The sequence below is a fragment of the Oleiphilus sp. HI0117 genome (assembly GCF_001635235.1).
This window is the reverse complement of sequence record NZ_LWGA01000084.1, coordinates 1-1068: the sequence shown is the minus strand read 5'-3', so window position 1 is coordinate 1068 and position 1068 is coordinate 1. Positions and strand designations below refer to the sequence as shown.

Genomic DNA, 1068 nt, shown 5'->3' with positions numbered 1-1068 from the left:
AATAGTCGGTGCGTACTTTATATTCCGCACCAAACGAATCACGAAATAACAGGCAGTTTAGTTACCATGTCTACGGTTTTAGAACAGTTAACAGAAGTTTTGGCCGAGCGTCGACAAGCCGATGCCAGCAGCTCTTATGTTGCCAGCCTACACGCCAAAGGCTTAAATAAAATATTGGAAAAGGTCGGTGAAGAGTGCACCGAAGCAATTCTTGCAGCCAAAGATGCTCAGGATGACGAAGGTAAGAAAGCCTTAGTCTATGAAACCGCTGATTTATGGTTTCACAGCCTGGTAATGCTTTCACACCTGGACCTCGAAGCTAAGGACATCCTTCAAGAACTTGAGCGTCGTTTTGACTTATCAGGCCTTGAAGAAAAAGCATCTCGTAAACAGAAATAGGAGAAGGTTATGGGTATCAGTCCAATGCAGCTACTGATTATATTATTGATCGTAGCACTTATTTTCGGCACCAAGAAACTACGCAATATGGGCGGAGACTTGGGTGGCGCCGTAAAAGGCTTTAAAAAAGCCATAAAAGATGATGAGAAAGCCGCTGTAGAAAAGAAAGACAGCGACATCATCGAAGGCAAAGCTGAAAAAGTCGAAAGCAATGATAAAGAGCAACAAAAGTAACCCTGATCAGGCACTAGCTATCGAATACTATGTTTGACGTTGGTTTTTTAGAGCTCGTCTTAATCGCTATCATCGGCCTATTGGTTTTAGGACCCGAGCGCCTGCCCGTTGCCGCTAGAACTCTGGGTCGCTGGTTTGGCAAAGCACGCCGCATGACCAGCCAGTTCACTCAGGAAATAAATCGCCAGATAGAACTCGAAGACCTAAAAAGCGAGCTTAAAAAGCAGGGCGAGAGTTTGGACATTAATGAAGATGTCGAAATGATCCAGAATACCGTTAAAGACGCCCTCAAAGAAGCTGAAGAGTTCGAGCCCTTACCAAGAGATGAGTATGACAAGCTGTTTCAGGCACCAAAAGAGCCTGATTCGTCAAAAGACCTTCAAAGCAATACGCAAAACGACAAGCCTAAGCAGTCATAACATGGCCTCCGTAATA

Annotated in this window: 3 protein-coding genes; all 3 read left to right on the top strand. The window is 44.6% G+C overall.

The features are described from left to right. Positions 1 to 66: 66 nt before the first annotated feature. From A3757_RS01250 to tatB, 3 genes are read left to right on the top strand one after another with little or no spacing between them, the layout of a single operon-like run. Positions 67 to 399: a phosphoribosyl-ATP diphosphatase gene (locus A3757_RS01250; RefSeq protein WP_068512015.1), complete on the top strand. Its 333-nt coding sequence runs from the start codon at positions 67 to 69 to the stop codon at positions 397 to 399. Between the two features lie 9 nt (positions 400 to 408). Continuing rightward, positions 409 to 633 carry a twin-arginine translocase TatA/TatE family subunit gene (gene tatA, locus A3757_RS01245; RefSeq protein WP_068512005.1) on the top strand — a complete coding sequence of 75 codons (225 nt, stop codon included), beginning with the start codon at positions 409 to 411 and terminating at the stop codon, positions 631 to 633. A gap of 29 nt (positions 634 to 662) precedes the next feature. Then, the gene (tatB, locus tag A3757_RS01240; protein WP_068512008.1) at positions 663 to 1052 is read left to right on the top strand and encodes a Sec-independent protein translocase protein TatB; all 390 of its coding nucleotides are present in this window, start codon (positions 663 to 665) and stop codon (positions 1050 to 1052) included. Positions 1053 to 1068: the final 16 nt, after the last annotated feature.